The organism is Cryobacterium roopkundense (genome assembly GCF_014200405.1).
Classification (GTDB): Bacteria; Actinomycetota; Actinomycetes; order Actinomycetales; family Microbacteriaceae; genus Cryobacterium; species Cryobacterium roopkundense.
In genome coordinates this window covers 2,988,226-3,014,603 of sequence record NZ_JACHBQ010000001.1, presented here as the reverse complement: position 1 = coordinate 3,014,603, position 26,378 = coordinate 2,988,226, and the positions used below count along the sequence as shown (strand labels likewise).

Genomic DNA, 26,378 nt, shown 5'->3' with positions numbered 1-26,378 from the left:
GTCAGGCGGCGGTGAGGGTGAGCAGCGTCGCCTCTGGCCGGCAGGCGAAGCGTACCGGCGCGTAGATGGAGGTTCCGAGCCCGGCCGATACGTTCAGGAACGCGGTGCGCAGCCCGAGGTTCCAGAGGCTGAGCCCCTTCACCTGCTTGCGCGGAATATCGCAGTTGGTCACGAGTGCGCCGAAACCGGGCACGCAAACTTGGCCGCCGTGGGTGTGCCCGGCGAGGATCAGCTGCGCGCCGTGGTTCACGAGCGAGTTGAGCACCCGCTGGTACGGCGCGTGCGTCACGCCGATCGTCACCGTGGGCCGCGGCTCGGCGGCCGTGCCGGGGTCGGGCCAGCGTTCGTCTGAGAGCGGGTCATTGGCGCGCAGGTCGTCGATCGCGCGCGTGATCAGGTCGAGGCGGTCACGCCCGATGTGCGGGTCGTCCACGCCGAAGAACTCCACGTGAGTGCCGTTCAGGTCGAGCGCTTCGGCCGCGTTGTTGATGTCGGTCCAGCCGAGGTTCGCGAACACTGCACGCAGGCGGTCCGTGTCGAGCGTCTCGTGGGTGCTGCCCATACGCCGCTTCGACGGACCGCCGAAGTAGCGGAACGGGTTCTTCGCCTGCGGCCCGACGTAGTCGTTCGATCCGTTCACGAAGACTCCTGGCACATCCTGGAACGGCGCGAGGGCGTACTCCACGCCGTCAATGCCGTCGGCGTGGCCGAGGTTGTCGCCGGTGTTCACGACCAGGTCGGGCTTCACGTCGGCGAGGCTGCGAATCCAGTCCTGTTTGTCTTTCTGCCACGGGGCCATGTGCAGGTCGGAGATGTGCAGCACCCGAATGGGCGCGGAGCCCTGAGCGAGTACGGGAACGCTTACCTCGCGCAGGGTGAACCGGCTGCGTTCCACGAGCGAGCCCCACGCGAAGGCTGCGAGGCCGGCGGCGCCCACCAGAACGGATGCCGCGGCCACGATCTGGCCGCCGCCCACGCGCTTCGCGGTCGGTCGGCCCGCGTTCACGGCGTCCTGGAGCTTCAGAAGGTCGAGGATGTCTGCGGAGCTGACCCGGGTCATCCGTTGCCTCCGGGCGCAGCGGCGGGTGCCGCCATCTTGCCGATCACGATCGTGACGGTCGAACCCGGCGTGGCTCCCGTTCCGGCACCCGGATCAATCGAAACGATCTTGCCGTTCTGCCCGGCTTCCGTGACTGCCTGCTCTCCCGTCGCCACCTGGAAGTTGTAGGGTGCGGCGCTGAGAATGGCTCGCGCCTCGGCCTCGGTCTTGCCCACCACGTCGGGAACGACTACCCCGGTGCCGTTGCTCGACGAGACTGTCACGGTGGAACCTCGGTCGGCGTTCGAGCCGCCAGCCGGGTCGGTGCTCGCCACGGTTCCGGCGGGCATCTCGGAGTCGACCACTCCGCCGTCGGCGAAGGTGAAGCCCGCCGCCGTGAGCGTGGACTGGGCCTCGGCCATGGTCTTGCCGCGAAGGTCGGGAACGGCCACCTGAACGGCACGCAGCACTGTGTTCGACGCCTCCTGGAAGGTGTCTCCGCCGTACTTGGCGTTGGCGACGCTCATGATGTCGGGCCACATGCGGTGACGGGCATCTGACGCGCGAATACCACTTGGGAAGCGGGTGCTGCGCTGACTTTTGTACTTTCCGCTGACATTGACGACGCCCACGACGGTGGCGACCTTGCTGCTCGCGCCGCTCATCCAGGTGTCTTTCGCGTCGTCAGTGGTACCGGTCTTACCGATCATCGGAACGCGCGGGGATGTGGAGCCGTTGGAGGCCTGGGCTGTTCCGCTCGTCATCACGCGCTGCATGGCGTAGGTCATTCCGGCGGCCGCCTCGGGCTCGACCGACTGCGTGCAGGTCGACGTCGGCACGGGAAGTTCGGTGCCGTCGGCGCCCACCATCGACTCGATCGCGATGGGCGAGCAGGTGGAGCCGTTGTTGGCGATGCCGGCGAACGCGGTGGCCATGGTGAGCGGCGCGATCTCGTTGGTTCCGAGCACCGAGCTCAGGCGGTTATCGAGCGCGCCGCCGTCGGCACGGTGTACGCCGAAGGCCTCGGCCGTTTTCATGATGCCGCAGAGGTCGAGCTTCTTGGCCATGCCCATGAAGCCGGTGTTGATGGACCCGATCGTGGACTGCAGGGCGCTGTAGTTGGGGCTGTTCTCGCCCGAGGAGTCGTTGCGCGGGTTGAAGCCCGGGAAAGAGGTCTCGCCGCAGGTATTCGTGAAGGTGCCCCAGTTCGACTTTCGTGCCGAGTCGACCCGCTCGTTGAGGGTGTGTCCCTCCTTGAGCCATTCGCCCAGGGTGAAGACCTTGTAGGTCGATCCCGGTTGGAATCCCATCGAGCCGCCGGCGTTCTGATCGGTGTTGTAGTTGATGCCGGTGAAGTTGGCGCCGGTCTGGTTGGGGTCCTGCGTGTAGTCCTTGTTCTGGGCCATCGCGAGAACCTTGCCGGTGCCCACTCCCACGCTCGAGACCACTCCGCCCACGTCCCAGTTGGTGAAGGACTTCGGAACGTTCTCGTCGAGGGTCGCGACCGCGGCGTTCTGCAGGTCGAGGTCGAGGGTCGTGTACACGTTGTAGCCGCCGCGACGGAAGTTCGCCAGGCGGGCGTCTTCGTCTTCACCGAAGGTGGGGTCGGTCTTGAGAATGTGCGTCACGTAGTCGCAGAAGAACGCGCTTGAGCCGGCGGTCTGGCAGCCGGTGGCCGAGGTCGTGATCACGGGCTCGATGGGCGAGGCGACGGCTGCGTCGTAGTCGGCCTGAGAGATCTTCTTGTACTCGAGCATCTCGCCGAGAATGTAGTCGCGGCGCACCTTGTTGGCGGCGTAGCCGTTGGCGGCGCCGTTGGTCTCGCTGTCGGGCTTGTCGAGCTGGAAGCGCACCGGGTTGTTCACGATCGCCACTAGGCTCGCGGCCTGGGGGAGGGTGAGGGCGGCAGCGGTGGTGTTGTAGTAGTAGTTCGCGGCCGATTCGATGCCGTACACAGTTCCGCCGAAGCCGGTGATGTTCAAGTACTGGCGCAGGATGTCTTCCTTGGCGTAGTTCTTGTCCACGCCGATGGCGAGGCGCATCTCCTTGAGTTTGCGGTCGATCGAGATTTCGGTCGCGTCGTCGTAGCAGGTGGTGCGGGCCTCGGGGTCGTTGAGCGCCTCGCACTTCTGCACGAGAACGTTCTTCACGTACTGCTGCGTGATGGATGACCCGCCTCGAGTCGCTCCGCCGGCGAGCGTGGTGACGGCGCCGCTAACGGTTCCCTGCAGGTCGATGCCGCCGTGGTCGAAGAACCGGGGATCCTCACCGGTGACGGCGGCGTCTTTCGCGAACTGGCTGATGGCGTCCGAGGACACCTCCACGCGGTTCTGCTCGTAGAAGGAGGCGAGCAGCACGGGCGTGCCGTCGGCCTGCTTGGCGTAGATGTTGCTCTTCTGTGCCAGTTGATCGATGGACAGGTAGTCAGGCATGTTCTCGAACACGTTGATCGTGTTGCTGGCGGCCATACCCGACAGGGCCAGGGCGGGGGTGACGGCGGCGGTGACCAGAATCCCGGCGACGACACTCATACCGATGAAGGCCAGGAACCCCGCGAGGGCCCCGCTCATCGTGCGTTTTTTGGCAGACATAGACTTGAGCGTAAGCGACAAATCTGGATATCCGCCTCAATAGGAGACACATGCCCACCTGGGAGTACCTCACAACGCCGTTGATGATTCACAACACCGCCGCAATTCTGAACAACTGGGGCTCTGACGGGTGGGAGCTCGTGCAGGTCGTCACCGGGCCGGAAGGCGGGCTGGTGGCCTACATGAAGCGGCCCATCGCATCCGCTACCGTGGCGGGCGCCTAGCCATGTCACAGGTTGAAGCGCGCCTGCATGAGCTCGGCATCGAGCTGCCCCCAGTTGTGGCTCCGGTCGCCGCGTACATTCCGGCCATCGTCGCCGGCTCGCTCGTGTACACCGCCGGCCAGCTGCCGATGGTGGCGGGTGCGCTGCCGGCCACCGGCAAGGTCGGCGACGGCCACGGTCTCGTGCCCGCCGCCGACGCGAAGGAGTACGCACGCCAGTGCGCGCTCAACGGCCTCGCCGCGATCAAGGGCGCGATCGGGTCGCTCGACCGCATTACGCAGATCGTCAAGGTGACGGGCTTCGTGGCGTCCGACCCCGCGTTCACCGGCCAGCCCGGCGTCGTGAACGGCGCCTCTGAGGTGCTCGCCGAGATCTTCGGGGAGCGCGGCCAGCACGCCCGCTCCGCCGTGGGCGTTGCCGTGCTGCCGCTCGACGCCCCCGTGGAGATCGAGTTCATCGTCGCCTTCGCCTGACCCGACGAACGCGAAAAGGCCGCTTCCCCGGTTGGGGAAGCGGCCTTTCTCGGTGAAGTTGTTACTTCATCTTCTGCGTGATGATCTGCATCACCGAGGTGTCGGCGAGGGTCGACGTGTCGCCCACCTCGCGGCCTTCGGCTACGTCGCGCAGCAGGCGACGCATGATCTTGCCGGAACGGGTCTTCGGTAGCTCGTCCACGATGAAGATCTCGCGCGGGCGGGCGATCGCTCCGATCTGCTGGGACACGTGCGCCCGCAGAACAGCGCTGATGTCCTCGTGCGAGGCCGTCTCGGCCTGGCTGAACTTGATCACGACGAACGCGACCACGGCCTGGCCGGTCACCTCGTCAGAGGCGCCCACGACGGCCGCTTCCGCGGTCAGCGGATGCGCCACGAGCGACGACTCGATCTCGGCCGTCGAGAGACGGTGGCCCGACACGTTCATCACGTCGTCGACGCGCCCGAGCAGCCAGATGTCACCGTCGTCGTCGAGGCGTGCCCCGTCGCCGGCGAAGTACAGCGGGCCGTCTTTGGCGCCCGTGGTGCCCTCGAACTTGTCCCAGTACGTCTCCTTGAAGCGCTCGGGGTCGCCCCAGATGCCGCGGAGCATGGCCGGCCAGGGCTCGGTCACCACGAGGAGTCCTCCGTTGCCGTGCCCCACGTGGGTGCCGTCGTCATCGAGAACGTCGATCGCGATGCCGGGGATGGCAACCTGGGCTGCGCCGGGCTTGGTCTCGGTGAGGCCCGGGATCGCGGAGACCATGATGGCCCCGGTCTCGGTCTGCCACCAGGTGTCGACCACGGGGGTGATGTTTCCGCCGATGACCTCGCGGTACCACATCCATGCCTCGGGGTTGATGGGCTCGCCCACCGAACCGAGCACGCGCAGGCTGGTCAGATCGAACTTCTGCGGGATCTGACGTCCGAGCTTCATGAACGTACGGATGGCGGTGGGCGCCGTGTAGAGGATGCTCACCTTGTACTTCTCGATGATTTCCCACCAGCGGCCGGGGTGCGGGGAATCCGGGGTGCCCTCGAACAACACCTGGGTGGCGCCGTTCGCGAGGGGGCCGTAGACCACGTAGGTGTGTCCGGTGATCCAGCCGACGTCGGCGGTGCACCAGTAGACATCCGTTTCGGGCTTGAGGTCGAAGACGTTCTTGTGAGTGAAGGCGCCCTGGGTGAGGTAGCCGCCGCTCGTGTGCAGGATGCCCTTGGGCGCCCCGGTCGTTCCCGAGGTGTAGAGGATGAACAGCGGGTTCTCGGCCGGGAAGGCCTCGGCCACGTGCTCGGCTTCGACGGATGCGAGCTCGTCGTGCCACCAGAGGTCGCGGTCGTTCCATTCCACGTCCTGGCCGGTGCGCTTGACGACGAGCACGTTCTGCACTGAGGAATCGCCGGACTGCAGTGCGGCGTCGACGGCCGGTTTGAGGGCGGAGATGCGGCCCTTGCGGAAGCCGCCGTCGGCCGTGATCACCAGAACGGCGTTGGCGTCGTCGATGCGGGAACGCAGGCTCTCGGCGCTGAAACCGCCGAAGATGACCGAGTGCACGGCGCCGAGGCGGGCCACGGCGAGCATCGAGATGACGGCCTCGGGAATCATCGGCAGGTAGATGGCTACCCGGTCGCCGCTCTTGACGCCGAGCTTGATAAGAACGTTGGTGGCGCGCTTGACCTCTGCGGTTAGTTCCGCGTAGGTGATGTCGCGGGAATCGCCGGGCTCGCCCTCGAAGTGCAGCGCGACGCGATCGCCGTTGCCGGCTTCCACGTGACGGTCGAGGCAGTTGTAGGCGACGTTGAGTTCTCCGTCGTCGAACCACTTGGCGAACGGCGGGTTCGTCCAGTCGAGGATCTTGGTGAAGGGCTTGTGCCAGTGGAGCAGCTCGCGGGACTGGTCGGCCCAAAAGCCGAGGCGGTCCGCCTGAGCATCGGAGTAGAGTTCCGGGCTGGCTTCGGCCTGGGCGGAGAATTCCGCCGTGGGCGCGAACCGACGTGAACCGGATTCGCTGTGGAGGTGATCAATCTGAACGCTCATATAAGGTGTCGCTCCTTTGCGATGCTGATACTGCAGGCGTGGGCTCGCCACAAGTGAACCATACCGCCAACGAAGGTGTCTTCACGACGAGATATTTTCGCGCCTATTTGTACTCACAAATTTGCCTGCCGCGGGCCCCCGAAGCAGGGGGCCTGATTTAGGGGGGCTTTTAGGACTTGCACTTCTGCTCATGCCTTGTACACTGATATCCGTCAGAGCGAAAGTTCTGGCCAGCGATGCGTACGGTTCCCCCCAATCTACGCATCGCTAGGCGGCACCTGTTCCCCCCAATAGGTGCCGCCCCCTTCTTTTTAAGCTGGCAACTGCCACTGTTTTCTCGGTCGCGGCGAACGGCTCCTCCTCCACAGGAGGAGGGCCAGCGGGTTGCGCACGGAATCAGATTCCGGCCGTACGGCCGGGAGCCATCCGACGTAATGTCGCCCGCATGATCGAACCTTTCGTGGCGGTACCTTCTTATACGGTGAGTCCTGCTCCTGCCGAGTTCGACGCCGAGCATCGCGTGTCGACGGCGCCCGTGCCGACGCCCGTCGTGCCGGTGGCTCTCGTGCCGGCGGATGGCGAGGCGCTCCCGGCAGTTGCGGTTCTCCCACCGGCGAGGGCGCGGGCCCACCGCACGGCGCGACCGAACGTTGCGGGACTGGGCCCGCTCGGTCGGTACGCCGCCGACCCTCGGGTGACGGATCTGTTTGTGAACGGCAACGCAGGCTTGTGGATCGACGCCGGCGCCGGCCTCAAGGCGGAACCGAGCTGGCAGTGCACGGAGGCGCAGGCCCGGCAGCTCGCGGTGCACCTGATCGCGCTCGGCGGCCGGCACCTCGACGAGGCGAGCCCCTGCGTGGACGTGCGCCTCAACGACGGAATCCGCGTACACGCCGTGCTGCCGCCGGCGTCGAGTTCAGGCACGCTGCTCTCGATCCGTCTGCCGCACAGCGAGCGTCTGAGTCTCGACGACCTCTTCGCCGATGGTCTGCTGGGCACCGGGCCAGCGGCATCCGCTCTGCTCGAGCGATTACAGGAGGCCGTGGTCAGGCGCACGAACCTGCTGATCACGGGCGCGGCCGGCAGCGGCAAGACAACGCTGCTCGCGGCGCTGCTCGGTGAGGCGCCGCCCGACGAACGCATCGTGCTGATCGAAGACGTGGCTGAACTGCGGGTGGCGCACCCGCACGTGGTGGCGCTCGAGGCGCGGCAAGCGAACCTGGAGGGGGCCGGGCGCATCACCCTCGAGGCTCTCGTGCGCGAGGCGTTGCGCATGCGCCCCGACCGCCTCGTGCTGGGGGAATGCCGCGGCGCCGAAGTGCGGGAGCTGCTCACCGCCCTCAACACCGGGCACGACGGCGGGGCCGGCACCCTGCACGCCAACTCGCTCGCCGATGTGGGCGCGCGCCTGGAGGCACTCGGCGCCCTCGCCCGCATGAGCCCGGAGGCCGTGGCGCGCCAGACTGTGAGCGCCATCGGGCTGGTGCTGCACCTCGAACGCCAAGGCGGGGTGCGTCGGCTCACCCAGACCGGCCGGTTTCGGCTGGACGCCCGTGATCGCCTGACCGTGGTCTAGATGAGGCGTCGGCAAGCGGATGCCGCGCCGCTCGACGAGATCGCGGCCGTCACCCAACGGCTGGCCGTGTTGCTCTCGGCCGGGGTGTCGCCCGTCTCCGCCTGGGGGTACCTTCTTCCGGCAGGCCCCACGAGCCCGTTGGGAGACGCGTTCAAGGTTCGCGAAAACGCAGACCAGCCTCTGCCAGGGCAGCGTGGGCGCGGCGATGCCCCGCGGGCCCACGAGGAGCCCCGTGGCAGCGCATCGGAACCCGCGCCCGTGCGCGTCATTGCGGCGGCGGCCCAGGCGGGCTCCCACGGCGAAAGCGTCGCCGATGCGGTCGCGGCCGAGGCCCGCGCGCTCGGCGGGCAGACCGGTGACGCCTGGCTCGGCCTCGCCGCGGCCTGGGAGGTGGCCACCCAGTCGGGAGCGCCCCTCGCGGCGTGCCTGCGCGAGCTCTCGGCGAGTTTTCGGGAGCTCGGCCAGCTGCATCGGGACCTGCAGGTGGCGCTCGCCGGGCCCGCCGCCACCGCGCGCCTCGTGATGGCGCTGCCGGTGGGCGGACTCCTCGTCGGCGTGCTCATGGGGTTCGATGCCTTGCACATGCTCTTCTTCACGGTGCCCGGCTGGCTGTGCCTGCTCACCGGAGCGGGGCTCATGTTCGTGGCCCAGCGGTGGAATCGTGCCCTCGTGCGCTCGGCCGGCCAGGCGGATGCGACGCCCGGCCTGCTGCTCGATCTCACGGCCATCGCCATGGCTGGCGGCGGCTCGGTTCCCCGCGCCCGCGGCATCGTGCACGCCGTCACGGAGCGCTTCGGTATCTTGGGTCATGAGCCAGCCGTCACCCGCGTGCTGCAGCTCTCCGAGAGTGCCGGGGTTCCTGCTGCAGAGCTGCTGCGCAGTGAGGCGCAGCAGCTGCGCCGCGACGCGCGAACCGCAGGTCAGCGGCGCGCGGAGTCCCTCGGTGTCACCCTTATGCTGCCCCTCGGGCTCTGCGTGCTGCCAGCGTTTATGCTAGTGGGCGTGGTGCCACTCGTGATGTCGATCCTGTCGTCTACTCTCGGCGCCTTCTAGTCGCCGTGCCCTGTGACGGAGCGGTCAGGGTCTGGCCGGCTGCTCTGCCCGGCTCGGGGCGCCCGCAGGACGGTGAGGCCGAACAGCGCCCAGCCGATACCGACCCCGAGGTGCGCGAGCGCGCCGTAGATCCGGAAGCCACCGAGGGGATCGGTGAGGGTCATCGGCAGCAGGGGGAAGGCGAAGGCGGTCGTGAGGAGAACCCCGATCAACAGCACGAGGAGGCGGCTCGGCCGGCTCACCCGGGGATTGCTCAGGTTGCCTGTTGCGAGCAGGAGGGCCCCTGCCGCGGCGAGGGGAAGAAGGAGTGGCGCACCCAGGGCACGGATGGCCAGATCGATGACCGCCGGCACGACCAGGCCGATCAGCAGCAGGATGAAGCCGGCCCGCGCCATCCGCCCGGTCGCGAGGGACAGGGGCGCGGCGACGCTGATCAGCCCGGCCGCGATCAGCAGGTTGGGAATGCCGCCGAGCAGCATGCCCCAGAAGAACATCGATCCGCCAAGAAACGGATTGTCTTCGTTGAATGACGTAGGGCCGTGCACTGTCGTGAAGATCAGCCACAGGGCGGCCATCAGCGCGCCGCCCGTGAGCAGCAGCACGCTGGCCCCTCGAACCCGTGCAGACACCCATCCTGCGCTCATGCCGCCCAGATTAGTCCCATTGCTCCTCCACCCTGGGCTCGGACCACGACTTGTGCACCGATCAGCGGATGCCGCAGCGCGCGGCCCCGGCGTGGGCCACAGTGGTCTCACTCGTGCCGCCACACCGAGAGAAGGAGACGAAGCGATGATTGTGCAGCGACAGAAGACGGGCCTGCGATCCGGGAACTGGCTCCCGAGGCGCCTCGACGAGACGGGCGCGGCAACGGCCGAATACGTCGTGGCCACGATGGCGGCAGTGGGCTTCGCGGGCCTGCTGATCGTGATCTTGCGCGGCGACGAGGTGCGCTCCATCCTCACGGACCTGGTGCGTCGTGCGCTGTCGGTGGGCTAACCCGAGTGGCGAGGCCGGTACGGTGACCGCAGAGCTGGCCACCGTGCTGCCAGCCGTGGTGCTCGTGCTCGGCTGCTGCCTCGGCGCCGTGCAAGTAATTGGCCAGCAGGTTCGCCTCACGGATGCGGCGGCCGACGCGGCCCGTGCGCTCGCCCGCGGGGATTCCACCGAGCGGGTGGCGGCCCTCGTGGCGGCTCAGGTTCCGGGCGCGCACGTGTCGGCGCACCCGAACGGGGAATTCCTCTGCGCGACGGTCCAAGCCGCGAGCGGTTTCGGGCCGTTCTCGGCGTGGGGGTTGCGGCTCGAGGCGAGCTCCTGCGCCCTCGCCGGGGGCCTGTGATGCGGGCGGCGGGCGGCGAGGCCGGGGCAGGGTCTGTGCTCGCGGTGGCCCTGCTCGGCGCAACGGTGGCGCTCACCGCGGTGTTGCTGCCGTTGCTCGCGGCCTTCGCCGTGTCGCAGTCGGTGCAGAATGCAGCGGATGCTGCGGCGCTCGCCGCCGCTGACACCGTCTCCGGGCTCGTGGCCGGTTACCCGTGCGCGGCGGCGGCCGAGGCGGCGAGGCTCAACGAGGCATCCGTTTCGAGATGTTCCGTGGATGGCCTGATCGCCTCGGTGAGCGTGCAGCGAGGCTTTCTCGTCTTCACGCTGGGGTCGACCGCGCGGGCAGGACCACCCGCCCAGCCGTCCGGCTGAGGCTCAGCCGGAGCTGACGCTATCCGAACACGGCTTCCGAGAAGCGGTACTCAACGGCGGTCGGCCGCACGGGAGTCTCCGACCCCTCGTATTCCAGGCCGGCTCCGCGCGTGTACAGATAGCTCTTACCCGACTCGGCCGGGATCTCGATCCGCGGCTGCGGATCCCCGGTGTCGAGGAACGCTGTGGTGACGGTCTTTCCTTCGAGTGGGCCATCCGTTAGCTTCGCGGTGTAGGTGCCCTGCGTTGTTCCCATGGCACCATTGTCCTCAACGCGGGGGAACTCGCAAGGGCCGGATTCAAACCGGGGGCCAACCGGGGGCCAACCGAGAGGCAGCCGGGAGCTCGCCGAGAGCGCCCCGAGTGGCCCCCGATTAGGCGGGTACTCCATTCAGGTGTGTATGGTGTGCCTTGGCCCATCAATTGGCCACTACGTATAAAGAGGAGTCTGGTGCCAGGCACTAAGAAGCTGGTCATTGTCGAGTCGCCGACGAAAATGAAGTCGATCGCGGCGTATCTGGGCGACGGTTACGAGGTTTTGTCCTCGGTCGGACACATTCGCGACCTCATCGAGCCGAAAAACCTGCCCGCCGAGCTCAAAAAGGGCACGCTCGGCCGGTTCTCGGTTGATGTGGAGAACGGCTTCGAGCCGTACTACGTGGTCTCCGATGCCAAGAAGAAGACCGTCAGCGAACTCAAGCGAGCTCTGAAGAACGCCGACGAACTCCTGCTCGCAACTGATGAGGACCGCGAAGGCGAGGCCATCGCGTGGCACCTGCTGCAGGTACTGCAGCCCAAGGTTCCCGTGAAGCGCATGGTCTTCCACGAGATCACCAAAGACGCCATCCTCGCGGCCAAGGACAACACCCGCGACCTTGACACTGCCCTCGTCGACGCGCAGGAGACCCGCCGCATCCTCGACCGCATCTACGGCTACGAGATTTCCCCGGTGCTCTGGCGCAAGGTGGGTCCCGGCCTCTCGGCCGGTCGTGTGCAGTCCGCGGCCACCCGTCTCGTGGTCGACCGCGAACGCGAGCGCCTCGCGTTCGTCTCGGCCGGCTACTGGGACCTGCTCGCGCGGCTGGCGGCATCCGCTGCCGACACCGAGCAGGGCTTCGACGCCAAGCTCGTGCGCCTGAACGGAGAACGCATCGCCACCGGTGGCGACTTCGACGACTCCGGCAGGCTCAAGCCCACTGTGAAGGCGGCGACGCTCGACGAGGCATCCGCTCTCGCCCTGACCGCCGCGCTACAGGAACCCGGCGTCAACCTGACGGTGACCAAGGTCGCCTCCAAGCCCTATCGCCGCAGCCCGGCCGCGCCGTTCACCACGTCGACCCTGCAGCAGGAGGCCGCCCGCAAACTGCGCTTCACCGCTCGGCAGACCATGAGCGTGGCCCAGTCGCTGTACGAAAACGGGTACATCACCTACATGCGTACCGACTCGCCGTCGCTCGGCCAGCAGGCGCTCACCGCGGCCCGTACCCAGGCCGCTGCCCTGTACGGCCCCGAGACAGTTCCGGACTCCCCGCGCGCCTACAAAGGCAAGAGCAAGAACGCCCAGGAGGCGCACGAGGCCATCCGGCCCTCTGGCGACACGTTCCGCACCCCCGCTTCGCTCGCCTCGAGCCTGCGCGGCAACGACTTCAAGCTCTACGACCTCATCTGGAAGCGCACCGTCGCCTCGCAGATGAAAGACGCTACAGGTTCCACGGCTTCCGTTACCATTGCGGCCGGCCCGACCGGCACGTCGACGCACCCCGCGGCATCCGGTGCGCTCGCAGAATTCACCGCGAGCGGCACCGTTATCACGTTCCGCGGCTTCATGCTCGCCTACGAGGAGAGCCGCGACGAGGAGCGCAACGCGCCCACCGACGCCACCGAATCGAAGCTGCCGCCGCTCGAAGAGGGCCAGAAGCTCTCGCTGCTCGATCTCGAAGCCAAGGGCCACGAGACCACGCCGGCCGCCCGCTACACCGAGGCGAGCCTCGTGAAGAAGCTCGAGGAACTCGGCATCGGGCGCCCGTCCACGTTCGCGTCGATCATCTCCACCATCACCGAGCGCGGATACGTCACCCCGCGCGGCCAGTCGCTCGTTCCGAACTGGATTGCGTTCTCGGTTGTGCGGCTGCTCGAGGAATTCTTCGGCGACCTGGTGGAATACGACTTCACCGCCGAGATGGAAGACGACCTCGACCGCATCGCGGGCGGAGAGGCCAACCGCCTCGACTGGCTCACGAGCTTCTATTTCGGCAGCGACAAGCACCGCGGCCTGCGCAACGTGATCGACAACATGGGCGAGATCGACGCGCGCACCATCAACTCGGTGCCCATTGACGACGAAATCACCTTGCGCATCGGTAAATACGGCCCCTACCTCGAGGTCATCGATCCCGATGCCGCAGCGGATGCACCCCCTCGCCGCGTCAACATCCCGCCGGAGCTCGCGCCCGACGAGCTCACCGCCGTCAAGGCACACGAGCTCATCGACGCCCCTGTGATCACCGACCGCGTGATCGGCCTCAACCCCGACAACGGCAAAGAGATCGTGGCGAAAGACGGCCGCTTCGGCCCCTACGTCACCGAGCTTGACCCGAAACCGATCATCGATCCCGCCGTCGCGGCCGCGGAGGCCGCCGCCGCAGCTCTCGCCGCGAAGCCTGTCGAGACTGTCGACCCCGCCACCGGCGAGGTGACAGTCACCAAGCCCAAGCCCAAGCGCAAGCCGGCGGCCAAGAAGGTCGCGGCCGCCGATAAGCCCCGCACGGCGTCGATCTTCAAATCGATGGACCTCGCCACGATCGACCTCGAGACAGCGTTGCGCCTGCTCTCGCTGCCGCGCATAGTGGGCGTGGATCCCGAGACTGAATCCGAGATCACGGCGCAGAACGGCAAGTTCGGGCCGTACTTGAAGAAGGGGATCGACACCCGGTCCCTGACGAGCGAGGACCAGATCTTCGAGATCGACTTGGCCGGCGCCGTGGAGCTCTACGCCCAGCCGAAATACGGGGCCCGTCGCGCGTCCAGCGCCCTCAAGGAATTCGAGGCTCCCGACCCCGAGAGCGGCAAGGCCATCAAGATCAAGGACGGCCGTTTCGGCGCCTACGTGACCGACGGTGTGACCAACGCCACGATCCCGAAGTCCGAAAGCGTGGAGGAGATCGACTTCGACCGTGCGGTCGAGCTGCTCTCCGACAAACGTGCCAAGGGACCGGCCGCGCCGCGCAAGAAGGCACCGGCCAAGAAGGCCGCGGTCAAGAAGCCTGCCGCCGAGAAGCCCGCCGTGAAGAAGGCTCCCACCGCCGCGGCGAAGGCCGCGACCGCAAAGAAGGCTGCCGCCACGCGCGCCGCCACCGCCGCGAAGAAGGCCGCCGCCGCGGGCACAACGCCGGTGCCGGCCAAGGTTGCCGTGAAGAAGCCGGCCGCGAAGAAGGCCGCTCCGAAGACGACGGGCACGGGGGAGTGACCGGCCTCTTCATCACCCTGGAGGGCGGCGACGGCACGGGCAAATCCACCCAGGCCCAGCTGCTCACCGACTGGCTCGAAGGCGAGGGGCGCACCGTCGTGCGCTCCCGGGAGCCCGGCGGCACCGAGGTGGGCGTGGAGATCCGCGAGATCGTGCTGCATCACCGCGGCGAGATTGCCCCGCGCGCCGAGGCACTGCTTTATGCCGCCGACCGCGCCCAACACGTGGCCACCAAGTTGCGCCCCGCCCTCGCGCGCAGCGAGGTGATCGTGCAGGACCGTTACCTCGACTCCTCAGTTGCCTACCAGGGAGCGGGGCGCGTGCTCGGCGCCCAGGAGGTGCGCGACCTCTCGCTCTGGGCCGCCGAAGGGCTGCTGCCCGACCTCACGATTCTGCTCGACCTCGACGAAGCGGATGCCCGTGGCCGCCTCGACGCCGCCAACAAACGTTTCGACCGGCTCGAGGCCGAGAAGAACGAGTTCCACGCCCGGGTGCGCGCCGCGTTCCTGGGGCTCGCCGAGGCGGAGCCGGAGCGGTTTCTGGTACTCGACGCCTCCGCATCCGTCGACGCCATCGCCGCGCAGATCCGCGCCCGCGTCGCCGCCCTGCTCTGACCCCGCCCCGCGAATTCGACGGAGATTTCGGCGGTTAAGCTCGGTTTGCGCGGTTCAGCGGCCTGTTCTGGCCAGAATCTCCGTCGAATTCGGGAGACAGCCGGAGCAGGGCGGGAATCGAGCGAAGCGGATGCTGCGTCGCCCCGGGGGCGTTTGTCAGGCCAGATCAGCGATACTTGACACATGACGGGGGAGAGTACGACCGAGGCCGTGCGACGCGGTTGGTCGGTGCGCGTACGAATCCTCACCGCGATCCTGCTTGTGGCCGCCGTGGGGCTCACTGTCGCGGGGGGCACGGCGTACCTCGTCCAGCGAGAACGCGCGCTGCACGAGGTCGACACGCGGCTCGCGGCGAGCATCGAGAGCGTTCGCTTCATCGTGACCGGCGTGCAAACCACGAATCTCGGCGACACGACCCTGCTGCCGGAAGCGTCGAACGCCACGTACGGATCGAGCCGGGAGGCGCTGCAGGCCGTGATGGCTCGCCTCGTGCCCTCACGCAACGAGAGCACGCTCGGAATCATCGACGGCGATCCGGCGCTGATTCCCGGTACCGAGCTGTCGTTCAACCTCGTAGATGACCCCGCCTTCATCGACCGCGTCGTCACGGAAGTGGCCGGCATCAACGTGGTGCGTGGCACTGCCGTGAGCACCCTCGGAAACCTGCGCTACATCGCCGCTCCGGTCACCGTTGAGGGGGTCGGCGATCCCGGAATCTTCGTGACGGCCTTCGACCTCGACGCCGAACTCGGCGAGTTGACGAGCGCATTCAAGATTTATGCCGCTGTGGCCGTGGGGGCGCTGCTCGCGATTGCGCTCGTGGGCTGGTTCGTGGCGGGGCGCCTGTTACGTCCGATCCGGCAGTTGCGGGCGGCAGCCTCCCGCATCACGGCAACAGACCTGCATGAACGCCTTCCGGTGGTGGGTCGCGACGACGTGTCTGAGCTCACCCGTACAGTGAACGACATGCTCGAGCGGCTCGACGCTTCCATCACGGCTCAGCGCCAGCTGTTGAATGACGTGCGGCACGAGCTGAAGACGCCGATCACTATCGTGCGTGGCCACCTCGAACTCGTCGACCCGCAGAATCCCACGGATGTGGCCGCCGCGCGTGACATCGCCATCGATGAGCTCGACCGCATGAGCGGCCTCATTGACGACATCGAATCGCTCGCCGACGCCCGGCGCGACGACCTCACCCGGGTGCCGACGGATGCCGCGGATCTCACCGAACAGATTTTTCAGAAGGTGAGCGCCATCCCGGGGCACGAGTGGGTGCTCGCGGAACGGGCCTACGCCGTGGTGCCCATCGACGCGGCCCGGCTCACCCAGGCGCTCCTGCAGCTGGCCAACAATGCGGCCAAACATTCGGCGGCCGGTACCGTCATCACCGTCGGCAGCACCGAACACGCCGATGCGGTGGAATTCTGGGTCGCCGACCACGGCCCCGGCGTTCCCGCCGAGGCGAAAGCCCGCATCTTCGAGCGCTTCGGGCGCGTCGACACGGGGCGGGGTGTGGAAGGCTCCGGACTCGGCCTGCCCATTGTGGACGCCATAGCGCGCGCCCACGGCGGGTACGTCAACCTCACCACGTCACCGGCAGGTTCGCGCTTCGGACTGCTGGTCCCGCGGCGCACGGTCGACGTTGTCGATACACCGGGTTCGACCGCCGTGGGTGCGTCGTGACGAGCATTCTCGTGGCCGAGGACGAGGCCCGAATCGCCCTGTTCGTGAGCAAGGGCCTGCGCGCGGCCGGGTACAGTCCGACCGTCGTGGGCAACGGCCTCGACGCCGTCAGCTACGCCCAGTCGGGAACCTTCGATCTCTTGCTGCTCGACGTCGGCCTGCCGGGTATCGATGGCTTCGAGGTGATGAAGCGCATTCGGGCGGAGCAGCTACCCCTGCCGATCATCATGCTCACGGCCCGATCCGCGGTCGAAGACATGGTGACGGGGCTCGACGGGGGAGCCGACGACTATCTCGCGAAGCCGTTCAAGTTCGATGAGCTGCTCGCACGCATCCGCTTGCGACTGCGCGACGCGCAGCAGAGCACCCCCACGGGGCTCACGCACGGGGAGCTGTCGCTCGACCTGCGCACGAGGCGCGCCACCGTTGGCGACCGCGTGGTGGAACTGTCGGCCCGGGAATTCGCGCTGACCGAGGAATTTTTGCGTCATCCCGACCAGGTGCTCAGCCGAGAACAGCTGCTGAGCCGGGTCTGGGGCTACGACTTCGACCCTGGCTCCAACGTTGTCGACGTGTACGTACGCTACCTGCGCGCCAAATTCGGGCACGAACGCATTGAGACTGTGCGTGGGATGGGCTATCGGCTGAAATAGTCCGCCGAGCGGCACCACGCAGAAGGCCCCGGGCGGGTGCCCAGGGCCCGTCACTGCTGCTGTACCGGCGTCGTTAGTCGATCGAGGCGGGGCTCTGCACCGACACGGGGCTGGCCGGGGATGCGACCGACGCGACGGAGGCGACCGACGCGACTGATGCGACCGACGCGACTGATGCAACGGAGGCGACTGATGCAACGGAGGCGACTGACGCCGCGGATGCGACGGACGCGACGGACGCCGGGGTGACAACGGACGCGCTCGCGGCGGAGGCCACGCTGGCGGCGGACGCCACCGAGGTGAAGCCGGCCGACGTGTCGTTGTTTCCGGAGACGGAGGAGATCGAGCTGTCGTCGCCGAAGGGCGTGTTGGTGCTGACGGCCGTCATACCGGTGGAGGTACCGGCGGTGTCTTCGATGCCGAACGCGTTCGCGGCCGAGACTGCGCCACCGGCCAGCAGGCCGATGCCGAGAATCGAACCAGCGCCCATGGCAATCCAACGCTTCTTGGTGTTGATCTTCGGGTTCATGATGTCTCCTTGGTGTGAGTCGGTGGGGCGTGGTGTCCGTCCCTGGTAACTCAAGACTCGCGGCCCCGCATGAGACACCTCGGTGATGTAGGTGAGAGGGCTCTCATATTGCGGCGCCGTCGGTGTCAGTGGGGGGCGTCACGTGAACGAGTTCGCCGGCCGCGTGGAGCAGGGCGGCGCTGTGCAGGCTCAGGCCGAGGGCGTGGCCGAGAAGGTGGGTCGCGGAGATGAACCTGGCACGGTCGGCGAAGCCAGGGTCGGTGCGGTCGGCCCACCGGCCGCGGGCGCGGTCTGCGAGCGTACGGCACGCGGATGCGAGGGAGTCGTCACCCCGTGCTTCGTGGTGCATCGCCGACACCAGGAGGTGCGCATAGAGCGCGGCCGCATCGTCGGCAGGGTCGCCGAGACCTGCGGTGTCGATGTCCAGCACACCCGTGATGCGCGCTGCGCTGTGGACCTGCCGCGGGTCGACGAAGATCTGCCCCAGATGCAGGTCGCCGTGGATGGTCACAGGCGGCGCGGCCGGGGTCGCGAGGCGGAGGAGCTCGATGGCGGCCCCTATCGCCGTCAGAAAGGCGCGGTGCTGGGGCAGGAGAGCCAGCAGCCGGTCACGGTACCAGGGCAGGCGCACCGCAAGCGACGCGCGCGCATCACCCACGCTGGCAATATCCCTGATCTGGTCGGTCAGGCCGTCGAGAGCGTCGAGAAATTCATCGGGCGCCAGGCGGTGCACCAGCTGACTCGACTCGACTCCGGCAACGGCGGACAGGGCGATGAAGCCGTCCGCGCTCCAGCCCAGGCTGCGCGGAACCGGAATTCCGTGGCCGATCCAGAGTTCATGTCGGGCGTGCAGAGCCGCTGCGGCTGCCGGACGCACCACCTTGAGATACACGGTGAACTCCGGCGCGACGAGGCGCACGACGGCGCGTTTGCCCGGCCGGTACGCGGCGACGCTGAGCTCAAGGTCGCTGGGGGTGAGTCCGAGCCTGCCCAGCAGAACGGCGGCGGCCTGTGGGTAGACGGCCGCCGCGAGCGCCGGCAGCTCGGGGTCGTTTGGGTACAGCCACGCGGCGATGCTCTCGCCGGATTCCTCGTCATGAAATGTGAGCACGCCGGCCCGCTCTCGACGAGTGGGATTGGACTCGAGGTACACAGTGTGGGTTTCAGGCCGGTCCTCGGCGGACTCGAGTTGCAGCTCATACCCGGCGGCGAATCCGCGCGCCGTTGTCTCCAGACTGAAACGCCGAAACGACACGAGCGCCATGCCGACCGACTCGGCGACGGCTTCGAGCACGTCTGCGGCGTCCGCCAGCGGCGCGGCGGGATCAGTCGTCGTCGTCACTGTCGTCGTCGTCGTCGATGTCGTCGTCGTCGTCGTCATCGTCCCCAGGGTCCACGATGTCCTGAGATCCGGCCGGCGGCACCACGACGGGCACCCCGGGGGCGGCGGTCGGCTCCACTGTCTGGCCGACCGCGGGGTGGCTCGTCGTGACGACGGGTTCGATCAGCTGCACGAGGCCCGGCTCGTCGTCCAGGGCGAGAGCGGATGCGAGGGTGACAGCGCCAAAGGAAGCGGCCCCGAGGGTCGCCAGTATGCCGGCTCCCAGCACGGCCTTCCAGAGGATCTGCATTCCTCCAGTCTGGTGGATGCGGCGCACATGTCTCGAAGGCCATCATGAGAAGACTCTCATCTGCCTCACCCGTGAGGCACTGTCGGTCGTAAAAGGTAGCCTTGGATCATGGCAGTGTGGGAGAACCTGACGGGACAGGCTGAGGCCATCGAGATTTTTCGCGCCGCCGCCAGCGGGGAAACGGCCGACGAGGCCCGTGGGTCGATGACTCACGCGTGGCTCATTACGGGGCCGCCCGGTTCCGGCCGCTCCAACCTCGCCTTCGCGTTCGCCGCCGCCCTGCTGTGCCCGGGCACGCCCGAAGGCGACCGCGACGCCATCCGCCAGGTCGAGGCACGCACCCACCCAGACCTCAGCGTGCTCACCACCGACGGGGTCATCATCAAGATGGCCACCGTGAAAGAGGCCGTCGCCCGCTCCCAATACTCGCCCTCGGTGGGCCGCTACCGGGTGATCGTGGTCGAAGACGCCGACCGCATGGTGGAGCGCACCTCCAACGTGCTGCTCAAGGCACTCGAGGAACCGCCGGAGCGCACTGTGTGGATCCTCTGCGCGCCGAGCGAAGCCGACCTGCTGCCCACCATCCGCTCCCGCGTGCGCACAGTGCGGCTGCGCGTACCCAGCATCGACGACGTCGCCGACCTGCTCGTGAAGCGCGACGGGGTAGACCCGGCCATCGCCGAACTGTCGGCGCGACTCGCGCAGAGCCACATCGGCATGGCCCGGCGCCTCGCCACGAACCCCGAGGCGCGGCAGCGGCGCGAGGAGACCCTGCGAACGGCCCTCGGCATCCGCTCGGTGTCGATGGCGGTGCATGCTGCGGCGCGACTGCTGGCTATCGCGGGCGACGACGCGAAGGCAATCACGATCGAACGAGACGCCGCGGAGCGCGAGGGCGTGCTGCGCTCCCTCGGCGTCGAACCGGGGCAGTCTGTGCCCGCGGGGCTGCGCAGCCAGATCAAGGCGCTCGAAGACGACCAGAAGCGACGCGCGGTGCGCAGCCTGCGCGACGGCATCGACCGTATCCTGGTGGACCTCGCGTCGCTCTACCGCGACGTGATGATGGTGCAGCTCGGCCGCGAGCAGTCCGTGATCAACCTCGAACTCAGCGCGGACCTGCGGCACGCATCGACATCCAGCTCGCCCGCAGCTACCGTGGCCACAATGGATGCCATCGCGCTGGCCCGCACCAGAATCCAGTCCAATGTGGCACCGGCCCTGGCCCTCGAGGCCATGCTCGTGTCCGCCATCCGGCGCTGACGCCCGACCAAAGGAATTCCGATGACAAACCGAACCCGACTGATCACGGCCGTTGCCGGTGCGGTCGTGCTCACGCTCGGCCTGAGCGGCTGCGTCTCGGCGTTCATGCCCCAGGAGGCCCCGAGCACCTCCACGCCCACCGGTGAATCGGTTGACGCGGCCCTCGAGCCCTTCTACAGCCAGGTCTTGAAGTGGAACGACTGCGGCGAGGGAATGCAGTGCACCACCGCCACGGCTCCACTCGACTACGGCGACCCGAGCGCCGGTGACGTGAACCTCGCCCTCGTGCGGCACCCGGCGACCGGCGGTGAGCGCGTCGGCTCCCTGCTCGTGAACCCCGGCGGCCCCGGTGCGTCGGGCTACGACATCGTGAAGACGTCCCTCGATTTCGTCACGGACGACACGCTGCAGGCGAGCTTCGACGTTGTCGGCTTCGACCCCCGCGGCGTGGGCCGGTCCTCGTCGGTGGCCTGCTACGAGCCGGCCGACATGGATGAATACCTCTACGGTCTCACCACGGCCGCGCGGGGAACAGATGCCTGGATCGCCGAACTCGAGGCATCCTCGGCAGCCTTCGGGGCGGCGTGCGCCGCGAACACGGGCGCCCTGCTCGAACACGTCGACACGGAGAGCGCCGCCCGCGACCTGGATCTGCTGCGCGCCGTGCTCGGCGACGCGAAGCTCAACTACCTCGGCTACTCCTACGGAACCTACCTCGGTGCCACGTTCGCCGAGCTATTCCCCGACAAGGTCGGCCGCCTCGCCCTCGACGGTGCCCTCGACCCGTCCACCACGAACTACGAGGTGACCGAACTGCAGGCGAAGGGCTTCGAGAACGCGCTGCGCGCCTACCTCACCGACTGCCTGGCGGGCACGGACTGTGCCTTCCGCGGCAGTGTGGACGACTCGATGGCCACGGTATCCGCGCTGCTGGCATCCGTTGATGTCAGCCCGCTCACCAACAGCGACGGACGTCAGCTCGGGTCGAACGCCCTGCTCACGGCGATCATCTACCCGCTGTACCAGCAGGCGGCCTGGCCGCTGCTCACCACAATGTTCCAGAGCGTCATGAAGAACGACGCGACGGATGCCTTCCAGCTGGCGGATTCGTACAACGGTCGCCAGGCCGACGGCACGTACCTCGATAACTCGAGCGAGGCCTTCTCGGCGATCAACTGCGTGGACTATGCCTACAACGACGACCCCGCGGCCATGCGGGCGCAGGCCGCGGAGATTGAGGCCGCGGCGCCGATCATCGGCAAGTACATGAGCTTCGGCGACATCGGCTGCGCCAACTGGCCGTACACGTTCACCGGGGAGCGGGACGAAATCCACGCGCAGGGCGCCGCCCCGATTCTCGTGGTGGGTACCACGAACGACCCGGCCACGCCGTACGCCTGGGCCGAAAGTCTCTCGAAGCAGCTCGACAGCGGCACTCTGGTGACGTTCCAGGGGGAGGGGCACACCGCGTACAACAAGGGCAGCCAGTGCGTGAACGACGCGGTAAACAATTACCTCGTGAAGGGAATCGTTCCCGACGCCGATCCGATGTGCTGATGGCGGCGACTCGCGCTCAGCACGGCGGGCTTTGTGTACAATTGCACGCTATGAAATAATCAAGCATGCCGCACCCTCAACAGCCTGGCCTTCGCGAACGCAAGCGTCGCGCCACGCATCGGGCCATCCAGCTGGCCGTCCTGACCCTCGCCAAGGAACACGGCATTGAGAAGGTCACGGTCGACGACATCAGCCGGGTGGCGAACGTGTCGGCGCGAACGTTTTTTAATTACTTTCCGTCCAAGGACGCGGCGTTCGTAGGGGACGCGCCCGGCATTGCATCCGCTGACGACGTGCAGGCCTTCGTGAACGGCGGCCCGCACGGCGACATGCTCACGCAGCTGGCCACCCTGCTCGCGGCCAACATGGAGCGCACGGAAGACGACCACGAGCTCTACCAGCTGCGCCGCGAGGTGATGAAAGACAGCACCTATCTGTTCGGCATGCGGATGGCCACCCTACGCGACTTCGAGGCGCAGCTGCGGCAGATCGTGATTCAGCGATTTCTGCGGGATGATCCGGGCCTCGCCGAGAACCCGGTTCGGCTCGAGGAGCGTGCGCTGTTGTTCACCCTGGTGGCAGCGGCGGCGATCCGGCACGCCTGGCAATGCTGGGCTGACGGGAGCGGCACGCCCTCCCTGTCGGAGCGGGTTCGCGCCTCATTCGACGACGTGTACGAGATGACCTGCCGAACCGACTAAGCTTGACTCCTGTGTCACCGACTGCCCCACGGGGTGATCTGGTATCGCCGCCTTAGCTCAGTTGGTAGAGCATCTCACTCGTAATGAGAAGGTCGTCAGTTCGATTCTGACAGGCGGCTCCCTGTCTGACTTCGCCGTGGTCCTTGTGCGCCCCGAACCGGCTCGTGCGGGGCCTCATGCGTCCCGAACCCGTGAGCCGACTCTCAGACTCGGCTCGCGTGGTCTCGATCGCTCGTACCTCGCGCCTCGACCGGCGGGCGGGACGCAGCGCATCTTCACCTCCCGCTGGTCGAGGAGCGAGGCACGAGCGTCTCGACGCTTCTATGGGAGTTGTCAAGCTGTTGAGGTCTTTTTTGATGATGTTTTGTGAGTCGTGTGGCGTGTTTTTGGGCGCGTGAGGGTGGCGGGCGGGCCGTCGAAGATGGCCTGTCCGCTGGGCGGTGGTGACGTTTTAGATGGTGTGGTTATCGAGGACGCGGAACAGGTGCCGGGCGATGTAGCGTTTCAGGACGCGTTGGATCTCCTTGGGTGTCTTGCCTTCCTTCGTCCGTTTCTCGACGTAGGCGGCGGTCGCCGGGTCGTGGTGGTAGCGGTAGAACGTGGTGACCCAGATGGCGGTGTTGAGCGCCCGGTCGCCGCCGCGGTGCAGACGGTAGCGGATGGTGTTGCCCGATGACGCGGGGATGGGCGCGATGCCCGCGAAGCGGGCGAACGCGGCCTCGGAGCGGATGCGTCCCTGGTGCGACCACGACACGATCAGCTGCGCGGCGACGATCGCGCCGACGCCGTGCTCAAGCAGCAGGTAGGGGGCGAGGGCTTTCACGTGCTTGAGGAGGCCCTTCTCGTTCGCCGTGAGCTCGGCTTGACGGCTGAGGATCTCTCGCGCTTCGCGGGCAGCCTCGGCGCGGATGGTGACCATGCCGACGTCATCGTTTCGATGGGCGCGCCAGGCTGCGACGACTTTGACTTGCTCGGCGGTGAGGGCCAGGCGAACGTCCAGGCCGAAACCGTACCCGCGCAGCAGCGCTGTGAGGCGGTTGTTGGAGGCGCTGTGGGCCTTCTTGAGGGCGGCGCGCGCGGTCAGTAGCACCGTCAAGGCTGCGTGGTGCCCAGCGTGGTTGCGGGGCGTGATGAGGTGCTCCATTGGCAGGGCGAGGGCGTAGCGGGCGGCGTGCTCTGCGTCGATGGGGTCGGTTTTGCCGGCCCGGCGAACGCCGCGCTTGGGCGGCTTGGTTTCGGTGACGCGCACGCCGGCGGCCGTCAGGAGGTCGCAGAACTGGGCTCCGTAGGACCCGGTGCCCTCCATGGCCACCAAAACCGGCCCCGTTGTTTCGCGTTCGATCCACGCCTGAGCCCGTTTGAGTCCGGGCGGAGTTGTCGGGAATGTTTGCGCGGTGCCGTGTTTCCCGCCCAGATGGTCGAGGGCGACCAGCGTGTGTGTCTTGGCATGGGTATCCACCCCGATGACATAACTGAACTGCTGTGAGACCATGGTCACGATAACTCCTTCGATGGGTGTTATGTCGTGCCGGTCTGGGGTTCCTCGGAGAACATCTCTGTAATGAGTCACGACCCTGTCGGGGGTACGGACAGGCTTCTAATCAAGTCACTCTGAGGGTCACAGGCCGGCCTCGATTCGATGCGTGGAGCGGACATGTCGAGACGAAGACACCTCCGTGAAGAGGGTCAGAGACCAAAAGAGTCACGCAACCCACACGAATCAAGACCAGCCTGCCAGCTGATAACCAGACCAGCTATAACCATTACAGAGACCGCGTGAGCCGAGTCTGAGAGTCGGCTTGCGCGGTCTCGAGACGCTCGTACCTCGCTCCTCGACCAACGGGCTTCGTAGACCCCGTGGGCCAACCCTGCAACGCTGCACCGGGCACACTTCTAGCCCGATGCGGCGCTGGCCGTATTGGCGCGGTGGGTGGCGGCGGGCCGCCAGGTGCGGGTGGGGTCGAAGAGTACCGGGCCGCGTACCTCGGGGCGTCCTCGCACCATGCGGATCTCCCACCCGGAGGTGTCGATGGTGGCGTGGTGGTACCAACAGAGCAAAGTTCCGTTGTTTATGTCGGTCTTTCCGTGGTGCTGCCACGGGATGATGTGGTGAACTTCGCACCACGCCGCCGCCACCGTGCACCCCGGTATGACGCAGCCTCCGTCGCGGGCTGCGATGGCCCGGCGCTGGGCGGGGGTGAAGAACCGTTTCTTCTCACCGAGCCGCAAAACCTCACCATCTTCCCCGAGGATCACGTTCTGATACCCGCCGGCGCACATCTTCTGCCGCACCGCCTTCAGCGAAATGGGCGCCTCCACCCCGTCGACCCAGCCGACACCGGTCCCACTCTTCAAATCCTTGGCATTTACGTGCACCATCACCACTGGCGCCGCCCCGCCCATAGTGGGCGTCTTCGAATTCCTCGCTGTGGCCTCGAACACCCCGCGGAGGATATCCGCTCGCTTCTCACCGCCAGTGCGCGGGTCGTCGAACTCCTCCGCCCCGGGAATCAGCTCTCCCGCTTCGATCAACGCCTGCTGCTCCTCGCTGGGGAACGCGGGTGCGGCGTGGGCGGAGAGGAACGTGTTGAAGATGCCGTCCATGATGCCCTTGAGCTCCGGCGTCACCCCGCCCCGCAAGGGATACAGGCCAGCCTTCAAGCGGCCGAACCCGACGGTGCTCTTCGCCGCCGTCTGCTCGTCACTGGGAGCAGCGCCGTCCGGGTCCAGCCGCGCTTCCCACTCGTGGGCCTGCGCCCGGATCAGGTCGGCGGAGAACGCGATCCCCGCCCCCGGCAACCCCTCCGTCTCCGGAGTGATCGCCCCCGTCGCCGACGCCACCAGCGCCCGCTCCGCCCGATCCAGGTCCGCCGGAGCAACCCGCCGCGACAGCGGCTCGAGGGCGGTCACGATCACCTCCGCCGCATCCACCCCCAACTCTCCCGACGCGAGCCCCTCGGCGACCGCGGGATGCTGCACCGGCACCTCCTGCCCCAGCAGCCCGCTGGCGGCGGTCGCGGCCCCACTGATCAAGCCGCCGAGCCGCATCCGCCGCTTCGCCTCAGAACCCGACACCCTCGTCACGGCGGTGATCAGCTCGTACTTACCCCGGCATCCGTTCTTATACGCCAGCGACTCATGACCCAACGCCGAATCGGCCCGGGTGGCGACATCTGTCGCCGACGCCACCCGAGCCCCATCAACCCGGCGACCAATCTTCTCCACCACCCCCATCACCGCCAGAGAGCCCTCCTCACGGAGCCCCGCGTAGTCCACCTCCGCCAACGCAGCAGCAACCGAGGCCTCGGCCCTCTCCAACTGGGCGATCACCTCGGCATCTGATTTCCGCGTCTTCAACATGCATCCATTCTCCCACCAATCGAAGACAAAAACGAGGAATTTTTATGATATGAACGCTAGAAATCGAACTAATCTTTGAGGAGTGGGGTCAGGGTCAGACCTGCCAGATTTCGGCAACCGTGGTCAGGTTGACGTGCTCAGACTCGGGAAGGCAGCGAGCCCGCCGGAGACGCGGAATGGGAGAGGCGGTACGTTGCTGACGGCGAGACCATCTCGCGCACGACCCTCGCCACGGGCT

24 protein-coding genes and 1 tRNA gene are annotated in these 26,378 nt (G+C 67.3%); 15 read left to right on the top strand and 10 right to left on the bottom strand.

The features are described from left to right. Position 1: 1 nt before the first annotated feature. Positions 2 to 1,060, bottom strand: coding sequence for a metallophosphoesterase (locus BJ997_RS14125; protein WP_084141334.1), 1,059 nt, complete (start codon positions 1,058 to 1,060; stop codon positions 2 to 4). Then, complete coding sequence (locus tag BJ997_RS14120) at positions 1,057 to 3,630, bottom strand: transglycosylase domain-containing protein (protein ID WP_052542404.1); 2,574 nt, start codon at positions 3,628 to 3,630, stop codon at positions 1,057 to 1,059. Before BJ997_RS14120 ends, BJ997_RS14125 begins: the two co-directional genes overlap by 4 nt. Before the next feature lie 50 nt (positions 3,631 to 3,680). Between BJ997_RS14120 and BJ997_RS14115 the strand changes: the two genes are divergently transcribed. Beyond that, positions 3,681 to 3,854, top strand: a complete 174-nt coding sequence (locus BJ997_RS14115) for a Sp36 family protein (RefSeq protein WP_169743175.1) — start codon at positions 3,681 to 3,683, stop codon at positions 3,852 to 3,854. Positions 3,855 to 3,856: 2 nt separating this feature from the next. Continuing rightward, positions 3,857 to 4,327, top strand: coding sequence for a RidA family protein (locus BJ997_RS14110; protein ID WP_035837551.1), 471 nt, complete (start codon positions 3,857 to 3,859; stop codon positions 4,325 to 4,327). 61 nt (positions 4,328 to 4,388) lie between these two features. Here BJ997_RS14110 and acs read toward each other — a convergent pair whose 3' ends face one another. Next, entirely contained in the window at positions 4,389 to 6,365 is a 1,977-nt protein-coding gene (gene acs, locus BJ997_RS14105) for an acetate--CoA ligase (protein WP_035837553.1), read from the bottom strand. Positions 6,366 to 6,846: 481 nt separating this feature from the next. On the opposite strand from acs, the gene BJ997_RS14100 reads away from it, so the two are divergent. Together BJ997_RS14100 and BJ997_RS14095 are read left to right on the top strand one after the other, a co-directional pair. Next, the gene (locus tag BJ997_RS14100; protein ID WP_338080928.1) at positions 6,847 to 7,941 is read left to right on the top strand and encodes a TadA family conjugal transfer-associated ATPase; all 1,095 of its coding nucleotides are present in this window, start codon (positions 6,847 to 6,849) and stop codon (positions 7,939 to 7,941) included. Beyond that, positions 7,942 to 8,994 carry a type II secretion system F family protein gene (locus tag BJ997_RS14095; protein WP_035837555.1) on the top strand — a complete coding sequence of 351 codons (1,053 nt, stop codon included), beginning with the start codon at positions 7,942 to 7,944 and terminating at the stop codon, positions 8,992 to 8,994. It abuts the gene before it with no gap. Here the strand turns inward: BJ997_RS14095 and BJ997_RS14090 are convergent. Next, entirely contained in the window at positions 8,991 to 9,638 is a 648-nt protein-coding gene (locus BJ997_RS14090; RefSeq protein WP_152602255.1) for a hypothetical protein, read from the bottom strand. The genes BJ997_RS14095 and BJ997_RS14090 overlap by 4 nt on opposite strands. 145 nt (positions 9,639 to 9,783) lie before the next feature. Here BJ997_RS14090 and BJ997_RS14085 point away from each other — a divergent pair, with 145 nt between their 5' ends. Genes BJ997_RS14085 through BJ997_RS14075 form a run of 3 tightly spaced genes read left to right on the top strand, consistent with a single transcriptional unit; the run spans position 9,784 to position 10,683 of the window. Continuing rightward, positions 9,784 to 9,990 (top strand): DUF4244 domain-containing protein, encoded by a 207-nt coding sequence (locus BJ997_RS14085; protein ID WP_052542405.1) that lies wholly within the window; start codon positions 9,784 to 9,786, stop codon positions 9,988 to 9,990. Positions 9,991 to 10,012: 22 nt separating this feature from the next. Next, complete coding sequence (locus BJ997_RS14080; RefSeq protein ID WP_236629046.1) at positions 10,013 to 10,330, top strand: TadE family type IV pilus minor pilin; 318 nt, start codon at positions 10,013 to 10,015, stop codon at positions 10,328 to 10,330. Next, entirely contained in the window at positions 10,330 to 10,683 is a 354-nt protein-coding gene (locus tag BJ997_RS14075; protein WP_035837559.1) for an Rv3654c family TadE-like protein, read from the top strand. Before BJ997_RS14080 ends, BJ997_RS14075 begins: the two co-directional genes overlap by 1 nt. Positions 10,684 to 10,702: 19 nt before the next feature. On the opposite strand, the gene BJ997_RS14070 is transcribed toward BJ997_RS14075, so the two are convergent. Further along, positions 10,703 to 10,939, bottom strand: coding sequence for a hypothetical protein (locus BJ997_RS14070; RefSeq protein WP_035837561.1), 237 nt, complete (start codon positions 10,937 to 10,939; stop codon positions 10,703 to 10,705). Positions 10,940 to 11,134: 195 nt separating this feature from the next. On the opposite strand from BJ997_RS14070, the gene topA reads away from it, so the two are divergent. The 4 genes from topA to BJ997_RS14050 all read left to right on the top strand — a co-directional run bounded on the left by topA (position 11,135) and on the right by BJ997_RS14050 (position 17,102). Further along, positions 11,135 to 14,149: a type I DNA topoisomerase gene (topA, locus tag BJ997_RS14065; protein WP_035837563.1), complete on the top strand. Its 3,015-nt coding sequence runs from the start codon at positions 11,135 to 11,137 to the stop codon at positions 14,147 to 14,149. Continuing rightward, a complete protein-coding gene (gene tmk, locus BJ997_RS14060; RefSeq protein WP_035837565.1) occupies positions 14,146 to 14,763 on the top strand; it encodes a dTMP kinase in 618 nt (205 codons plus the stop codon). Before topA ends, tmk begins: the two co-directional genes overlap by 4 nt. A gap of 183 nt (positions 14,764 to 14,946) precedes the next feature. Continuing rightward, on the top strand, positions 14,947 to 16,449 hold the full coding sequence (locus BJ997_RS14055; protein ID WP_035837566.1) for a sensor histidine kinase: 1,503 nt from the start codon (positions 14,947 to 14,949) through the stop codon (positions 16,447 to 16,449). Further along, positions 16,446 to 17,102: a response regulator transcription factor gene (locus BJ997_RS14050; protein WP_035837567.1), complete on the top strand. Its 657-nt coding sequence runs from the start codon at positions 16,446 to 16,448 to the stop codon at positions 17,100 to 17,102. Before BJ997_RS14055 ends, BJ997_RS14050 begins: the two co-directional genes overlap by 4 nt. 73 nt (positions 17,103 to 17,175) lie before the next feature. On the opposite strand, the gene BJ997_RS14045 is transcribed toward BJ997_RS14050, so the two are convergent. The 3 genes from BJ997_RS14045 to BJ997_RS14035 form a co-directional block, all read right to left on the bottom strand. Then, the gene (locus BJ997_RS14045; protein ID WP_035837568.1) at positions 17,176 to 17,631 is read right to left on the bottom strand and encodes a hypothetical protein; all 456 of its coding nucleotides are present in this window, start codon (positions 17,629 to 17,631) and stop codon (positions 17,176 to 17,178) included. A 103-nt stretch (positions 17,632 to 17,734) separates the two neighbouring features. Then, on the bottom strand, positions 17,735 to 19,012 hold the full coding sequence (locus BJ997_RS14040; protein ID WP_084141336.1) for a phosphotransferase family protein: 1,278 nt from the start codon (positions 19,010 to 19,012) through the stop codon (positions 17,735 to 17,737). Continuing rightward, on the bottom strand, positions 18,957 to 19,262 hold the full coding sequence (locus tag BJ997_RS14035; RefSeq protein WP_035837572.1) for a hypothetical protein: 306 nt from the start codon (positions 19,260 to 19,262) through the stop codon (positions 18,957 to 18,959). Before BJ997_RS14035 ends, BJ997_RS14040 begins: the two co-directional genes overlap by 56 nt. 108 nt (positions 19,263 to 19,370) lie before the next feature. Here BJ997_RS14035 and BJ997_RS14030 point away from each other — a divergent pair, with 108 nt between their 5' ends. The 4 genes from BJ997_RS14030 to BJ997_RS14015 all read left to right on the top strand — a co-directional run bounded on the left by BJ997_RS14030 (position 19,371) and on the right by BJ997_RS14015 (position 22,899). After that, the gene (locus BJ997_RS14030; RefSeq protein ID WP_035837574.1) at positions 19,371 to 20,522 is read left to right on the top strand and encodes a DNA polymerase III subunit delta'; all 1,152 of its coding nucleotides are present in this window, start codon (positions 19,371 to 19,373) and stop codon (positions 20,520 to 20,522) included. Between the two features lie 21 nt (positions 20,523 to 20,543). Further along, the gene (locus BJ997_RS14025) at positions 20,544 to 22,079 is read left to right on the top strand and encodes an alpha/beta hydrolase (RefSeq protein ID WP_035837576.1); all 1,536 of its coding nucleotides are present in this window, start codon (positions 20,544 to 20,546) and stop codon (positions 22,077 to 22,079) included. Positions 22,080 to 22,144: 65 nt separating this feature from the next. Beyond that, positions 22,145 to 22,780, top strand: coding sequence for a TetR/AcrR family transcriptional regulator (locus BJ997_RS14020; protein ID WP_183323543.1), 636 nt, complete (start codon positions 22,145 to 22,147; stop codon positions 22,778 to 22,780). A 46-nt stretch (positions 22,781 to 22,826) separates the two neighbouring features. Then, positions 22,827 to 22,899 (top strand) — tRNA-Thr (locus BJ997_RS14015). A gap of 332 nt (positions 22,900 to 23,231) precedes the next feature. Here the strand turns inward: BJ997_RS14015 and BJ997_RS14010 are convergent. Together BJ997_RS14010 and BJ997_RS14005 are read right to left on the bottom strand one after the other, a co-directional pair. Then, a complete protein-coding gene (locus tag BJ997_RS14010; RefSeq protein WP_244962821.1) occupies positions 23,232 to 24,272 on the bottom strand; it encodes an IS110 family RNA-guided transposase in 1,041 nt (346 codons plus the stop codon). A gap of 401 nt (positions 24,273 to 24,673) precedes the next feature. Beyond that, a complete protein-coding gene (locus BJ997_RS14005) occupies positions 24,674 to 26,140 on the bottom strand; it encodes an HNH endonuclease signature motif containing protein (protein WP_183323539.1) in 1,467 nt (488 codons plus the stop codon). Positions 26,141 to 26,378: the final 238 nt, after the last annotated feature.